This window comes from Endozoicomonas sp. PH6C (assembly GCF_059322965.1).
Window position 1 is genome coordinate 3046881 of record NZ_CP185342.1, and the last position, 7475, is coordinate 3054355.

Below are 7475 nucleotides of genomic sequence, written 5' to 3' on the forward strand. Positions count from 1 at the left end.
TATACCATTGACTTTTATACACCGCCTAAAATTGATTCGGTGATGCTAGATGGCAGTTTCCAGCCCGTAATCACCGGTACCGGTCAACCAGATGCAGTGCTGAATTTTACTATCAATGGTAACAATTACAGTGCATCGGTTGGCAGTGATGGTAACTGGAGCTTCACGCCCTCGTTAACACTGAACGACGGTGATCCGCTGAATATCAGTGTTACCTCGACGGAAGCAGGTGGTGTTGCCAGTTCTGCGACCACTTATAGCGCAGATGTCAGCCGGGGTGATCCACAGAGTAATACTGTGACGGGTGGCAACGATACTGACTTTATGTACGGTGAGGCAGGCGCTGATGTTCTGATTGGTGGTGAGGGCGATAACTGGTTAACAGGTGGCAGTGGTCAGGATCGGTTGGTTTGGCAAGCTGGTGATGGTGGCACCGCTGCCGACCCGGCTGTTGACCATGTTACAGATTTTTCCGTTGGTGCCGGTGGTGATATTCTCGATTTGCACGCCCTGCTCAGTGGTGAAGAAAGTACTTCGGCTGATCAGTTTATCCAGTTCCGTGTAGAAGGTAGTGACTCCATTATTGATATCAGCACGGTGGCCGGTGGCGATATAGTTCAGCAGATTGTGCTGGAAAACACGGATCTCTCGTCCTTGGGCAACACCGATCAGGAAATTATTGAGCAGCTACTGAGCGATGGTCAGCTCACCCTTGCCCGAACCATTACCATTGATAACAACATAATGGGTGACAACCAGATCAGCGCTGCCGAAGAAGGTGCCGTTCTCGTTTCCGGTGTTGGTGAGCCCGGTGCTTCCATTCAGGTCGAAATTGAAGACACATCAGCTGCGACTGTCTCTGCCACCGTCACGGTTGGACTGGATGGCACCTGGAGTTTGGCGGGCAGTGAACTGGATGTCAGTGCCCTGTCTGACGGGACGCTGGATATTACCGTTACCCAGACTGACAGTGCTGGAAACATCACGACGGATACTTCAACCGTCATCTTCTCCGGTACCGCCCCCACCCTGTCCTCTGCTGAAATCGTGGCCAATACACAGAATCTGGTACTGACTTTTAGTGAAAATATGGATAGGAGTCGTGTCCCTGACCTGGCTGACTTTGATGTGGCTATTGATGGCAGTGCCGTCAATGTTCTTAATGTCTCTTACCTCAACGATACCCAGATTCGCCTTAGTCTGGACACAGTGGTCAGTCCCTCGGGCAGTGTGACGCTTGATTATACGCCAGGCAGTCATGCCCTTCAGGAACAGGTGGGAATTAACCCATTTGCCGCATTAAGCAGTTTCTCTGCCACAGTGACGCCCGATGTTTCTGCCGCAGTTCGTCAGAGCATGACTGTGGAGGGTGACCAGCTAGTCATTGATTACAATGAAGCACTTGATCCCGCCAGTGTTCCTGATGTCAGCGCTTTCAACCTGTCTCTGGTGGGTGGCGGCAGCCGCACGGTATCAAACGTCAGTATTTCCGGTAGCCGAATGACACTGACCCTGGACAGCCCGGTTGGCGATGCAGATATTGTTAAGCTGTCCTATAACGTGGCAGATGCCAGCAATAATGGCGGTGGCCCCATTCAGGATGACCAGGGAAATGACAGTAGTAGCTTCAGTAGTGCGCTGGTTGAGAATAATACAGACACCTCAGTACCAACTATAAACAGTGCCGTGGTGGACGGTGATACTCTCACCCTGACTTATTCAGAGGATCTGAACGAAAGTGTCAGCCTGAGCGGTATTCTAAATGTTGAGGTAGCAGGTACCAGCAGATCGGTCAGCAGTACCTCAATCAGTGGTAATCAGGTAACGGTGCAGCTGGCCAGCCCCGTGGCAGACGGGGAGTCGGTGACGTTCAGCTATAGCCCATCCAGTGCAGATAGCAGTAATAATAACGACCGGATTGAAGATTTGCGGGGTTTTGACGCCGCTGCCCTCAATCATGGTGACCTGACCGTCAGCAATATCACGGATACGATTTCACCCAGCCTGTCCACCGCCGAGGTGGATGGCAATACCGTTACATTAACGTTCAGTGAGGAACTGAATGGTAATGCCACCATTAATCCATCCCTGTTTAGAATTGCCGTTGATGGGCAGAGTGAACCGATCAGCAGCCTTGCGATCAACGGCCAGCAACTGACCCTGACGCTTTCCAAAGCGATTTCGGATGGCCAGTCGGTTACTCTGGATTACACTCCGCCCGCTGCTGGCAGTGCCCTGGACAACGAACGTCTGGAAGACCTTGTCGGCAATGACACGGCTTCGATAGCCAGCTTCTCCGTCGACAACGTGACCAACAGCGGTGGTAACCCGGAAGTCGTGCGCCTTTACAGTGATGACGCGGATCAGTGGTATCGCGATGGTGACACCATTACCGTCAAGGTAGAGTTTTCTGAGCCAGTTCAGGTGACAGGGAATCCAACCCTGCAGCTGGAAACAGGAACCATTGACCGCCTTGCTTCGTACAGTGGTGGCACAGGAACGAATGTCCTGTCGTTTACTTACACTGTGTCTAACCCCGATGAGTCCGCCGACCTCAATGCATTATCCACCTCCGCACTGGATCTTGGTGGCGGTACAATCACCGACCTTTTAGGTAACAACGCAGACTTGCTCCTGCCGGAGCTGAATGAAGCCGGGGCCCTGGCTCAACAAAACGACATCAGGATTGATACTGTGTCTCCGACCGTAGGGCTCAGCAGCAGCTCAGCCAGTTCAGCGGGCATTCTGACGCTTTCCGGTAATGGCTTCAGCTCACTGCTGTCACCAGGTGAGTCTACCGATACCGATCTGACTGGCAGACTGGACTGGTCAAAACTTTCATGGCGGGTTGTAGACAATAGCGGCAGTAACACGGATATCAGCTTTAGCGCTGCTGATATTGAGTCCGCCCTGGCCGTTAATGATCAGCAATTGAACATTAAGTTCAGTAGTAGCAAGCTTGCCACCATGCGTGCCACTTCAGGCTATGGTAATGAGGAAGGTCAGGATCTGATCCGGATTACCAGTGATGGCTTCTTCCAGGATGCGGCTGGTAACACCATGAATGATGGCAACAGCGCTGGCGTGGAGATCTTCATACTGCCTCCTGATGGTATTGCACCTTCTGTCAGCAGTATCACCAGCCTGACGGCAGATGGGGAGTACGCAACGGGTTCCGTTATCCGTTTGCAGGTGAGCTTTGATGAAGCCGTGGAGGTGACGGGTACACCGGTACTGTTGTTGGGCACTGGTGACAATATCTCTGCTGCCCGGTTCAGTTCCGGGTCTGGTACCCAGGAGCTGGTGTTTGAGTACACTGTTCAGCCAGGGGATGAGGCACCGGACCTGGATGTACTGAGTGCCAGTGCCCTGCAGCTTAATGGCGGCACCATCAAAGACTTATCGGGCAATGCCGCTGTGCTGACGGTTCCTGTTGCTGCCAATAGCGACTCGCTGGCCAGTACCGCGGATATCATGATCGACGGCTCCGCCCCAGATGTGTCTATTACCGGGGTTACCCTGGCTCCCGAAGGCGCCAATGATCAAAAGCTGACCATCAATGGCAGTGGTTTTGATGCGTTATTGGGCAGTGGCGAATCCGTTGGCCTGAGCCTGACAGGAGATGCGCTGTCACGGTTTGACTGGAGCAAGCTCTCTATAAAACTGAAACAGCCTGATGGCAGCTTTGAAAGTGTCAGTCTTGGCGCCTCGGATATTGGTTCAGTAGAGATTCACAGTAACCGGCTTGAGATTGTTATTGATGAAGGCGTCAACAAGGTACTGGACAACAATGGTTTCAGTACCGTATCAGGGGACACAGCACTGGATATCAGTCAAGGCTTTATGGCTGACCGGGCGGGCAACCGATCGACTACCGATGCTCTTGCGGATCAGGCGGTTACTGTCACCAGCAACGGCGCTACGGTTCTTAATGTTTCCTCCGACACCGTAGATGGAAGCTATCAGGCCGGTGATGAGATTCTGATTCGCGTACGGTTCAGTGAAAAGGTCTCGCTGCAAAATTACGACCCTAATAATGACCCTCTCTTGTTGTTGCTTAATGACAGACAGCCGACCCAGGCTGATCCTTATGGGGGGAATGCCGTTTATGTCTCCGGTGATGGTACCAGGGAATTTGTGTTCCGCCATACCGTGAGTGCCGGGGAAAACATTGATGACCTTAACTATCGTGATACCAGTTCCCTGACGTTCAGTACCGGCATTTCAGGATTCCCGTCTGCAGGCTCCCTGGTCAACGGTGCAGGCAGTAATGTCAGCCTGACATTGCCCGGAACCGCCAGCACTGAATCACTGGCCGGTAACAGTAACATTGTTATTGACACAGATGCAGCTACCACCACCATCACCAGTGCCGCCTACGATGAAAGCAACAACCAGCTCCTGCTGAAGGGAGCGGATTTTGATCAACTGTTGAACAACAGCGAAAGTGCCACCGCCGATCTTTCGGGCAGGCTGGACTGGAGCAAGCTGGTGATTGATATCGACAAGGATGACGGTATCACACAAAACGTCAGCTTCTCTGCCAGTGATGTGACGGTTGCCCGTTTGGCAGGAACGGATACCCTGTCGATCCAGTTGACTGACGCCAAGGCTGCTGAACTTGAGGGTATTTTTGGCTACAAAGGCTCGGAGGACGGTGTTGATATCCAGGCGGGATTCCTGAGGGATCTGGCGGGTAACGAAGGGGCAGCGGCTGTCAGTGACCTGACCCTGGATTACGCCGACATTGCTGCTCCGACAGTCGTGCAGGTACGGCTTGAAGATCCCGGTCACTTCTCCATCGGAGAACAGGTGGTCATTCTTGTTCAGCTTAGTGAAGCTGTGAGCGTCAGTGGCATTGATGCTTCCGATGCCAGCACTTACCCAACTCTGGCTCTTAACAACGGCGCAGTAGCCACCTATGACAGTGGTGCAGGAAGCGATACATTAAGGTTTGTCTATACAGTTGGTGCGGGTAATAGTGAAAACAGCCAAGGGCTTAACTATGCCTCTGATACAGCGCTGACCGTACCTGCCGGAGTCATGGTCTTTGACTCCGCAGGGAATAGCATGCTCACCACACTGCCTCCGGTAAGCAGTAACGATGCCCTGGCCCAGACGGGCAGCGCCATCATTGATGTTAATGCCCCAGAAATTCTGCAAATCAGCAGCCTGACAGCGGATGGTGAGTACAGCGAAGGGAAGCTGATCCAAATAGAGGTCTCTATGAGCGAGGCGGTCAATGTGACCGGCTCCCCGATCCTGAATCTAGATAGCGGTGGTCAGGCCACCTATGCAAGTGGTTCCGGCACAGACAAGCTGATATTTAATTACACGATTTCGTCGGGGGAGAACGATTCTGACCTGGATGTATCGAGCATTTCATTGTCGGGGGGCAGCATACAGGACCAGGCCGGAAATGACTTGGATACCAGCACTCTACCCACTGGTAACGACAGTGATTCGCTGGCTAGTCAGTCGGATATTGAAATTGATACCATTGCTCCCACGCAATCGATCACAAGAATTTTTATGTGGGGGCATGTTTTTGAATTTAATGCCTCCAGCTCATTCGTAACGCCTAAAGGGGGGGGATTTAACGGACGAGTTCGGAATTGGTTGGTCAAAATTTGTACTGACTGGTACCGATAATTTCGGCCAAAGCACCAGTTTTTACTTTCAGGAAAGTGATGTTGGTTCATTTGAAGTTCATAGTGGTTCTTCCTCAACAGGGGTAATATCACTTTCAGATCAAGGGTATGAGCGTTTAGTTTCGTGGCAGGGCTATTCCTACTTCAGAAACAATAATGAGTTCTCTGATATAGATATAAGGGTCGATCAAGGTTGGCTTGCTGATTCGGCGGGTAATTTATCGACCTTTACCTGGAGTCAGAGTGCACTTGAAGCTTCAGGTTGGCAAGAGAATAATTCAAAATATGCCACCCACCTGGAATCTATCACAGCCAGTACGGCAAATGGCATTTACAAGGCAGGTGACGTTATCAATATCACCGTCGGCTTTAGCCAGAAAGTGATGGTGGATACCAGTAGTGGTACGCCGACCTTAACTCTGAGCAATGGCCAGACGGCAACCTTGGTGGAATCAGGTGGTACTAAGGCCAGGGTCTTTAATTTTTCCTATACCGTCCAGGCCGGGGACTTGGTGAATGACCTGGATGTTACCAGTATTAATACCAATGGTGGCCGTTTTTATGGTGGCGGTGGCCCCAACAATGGTACCGTGGATGTGTCTTCTTCTGTTATCAACGGTTTGGACATTGAAGACACTATGGCCGGAGCTAAAGAGATTCATATTGACACTACTGCTCCGGCAACGACGATATCGTCGGCCGAGTACGATCCTGAGAGTAATATGCTCGTTCTTGATGGCAACGACTTTAACAGTATCCTTAGTGCTAACGCCCCGGCTGACAGCACCGAGTTAAGGCTGGTGCTGGACTGGAGCAAGCTCAGCTACAAGGTCAACGGCTCACTGACTGAGAGCTTCAGTGAAGATGACGTGTTGTCTGCCAAAGTGATTGACAACAACCAACTTATTATTGAGTTGGCAGCGGCCAAGGCTGACAGTATCGAAACTAACTCCGGTGGTGATTATAGCGATGATGCGCTGGATATCTCCGCCGGGTTTATCAAGGATCTGGCGGGCAACGTGTCAACCACCGATGCGCTCTCTGCAGGTAGTGTGACCCAGTCGGATCTGAAAGCGCCTGATTTAACCTCATCTCTGGCTTCCAGTAACGAGCTGGTGCTGAGTTTCTCCGAAGCCATTTCCGGCTCGCCCTCAAACTCTGACTTTACCGTTCAAATTGATGGCAGTGCACGTCTGGTGACTGGCGTTGCCATAAACGGTCAGGAAGTTACCGTGACCTTTGATGGCGCCCAGATTGACAGCTCAGAACAGTTATTGTTCAGCTACACCGGCAGTAGCCTGAGTGACAGCAGTGGTAATGATGTGGTTACCATCAGCGACCGGGTGGCAGGCTTTGACCATAGTTCCAGTGCGGGTTTGGATACTTTGATTGGCGATATCGGGGACGATATTTTCACTATTGACCATGACGACGTCACTGCTTCTGGTGGTCTGGGGGCTGATATCTTTGATTTTAATGCCACCGGCACAGCGCAAAACCCTGCCGAGCTGATTATTACCGATTTCAACACCGATGAAGGCGATGTGCTGAAGCTGGATGATATTCTGGTGGATCCAAGTGACAGCCTTGATGAGCATTTTCATTTTGTTGCCAGCGGCAATGATACCGTGATGGAGATCAGTGATACCGCCAATGGTGATGTTACGAAGAAAGTTAGGTTCAAAGATGTTGATCTGTTCGCCCTGGGCGGAAGTGATGCTGATATTCTTAACAACCTGATGGATAACAATAATCTGGATCATGGCTCCTAAAGCCTGTTATTTTTTTCGATTGGCACATTTTGTCGTCTTGTGATCCTATCTA

Annotated in this window: 2 protein-coding genes; both read left to right on the forward strand. The window is 51.3% G+C overall.

Going from position 1 to position 7475, the window contains the following annotated elements; genetic code table 11:
* Positions 1-39: 39 nt before the first annotated feature.
* Complete coding sequence (locus ACOMG9_RS11445; protein ID WP_494530390.1) at positions 40-5652, forward strand: SwmB domain-containing protein; 5613 nt, start codon at positions 40-42, stop codon at positions 5650-5652.
* Positions 5653-6034: 382 nt separating this feature from the next.
* Positions 6035-7423 carry a type I secretion C-terminal target domain-containing protein gene (locus ACOMG9_RS11450; protein WP_448216991.1) on the forward strand — a complete coding sequence of 463 codons (1389 nt, stop codon included), beginning with the start codon at positions 6035-6037 and terminating at the stop codon, positions 7421-7423.
* Positions 7424-7475: the final 52 nt, after the last annotated feature.

Bases quoted from the DNA above. Each gene is read 5' to 3' on its own strand.
- ACOMG9_RS11450 (WP_448216991.1), top strand. From the start codon at position 6,035: ATGGTGGATACCAGTAGTGGTACGCCGACCTTAACTCTGAGCAATGGC.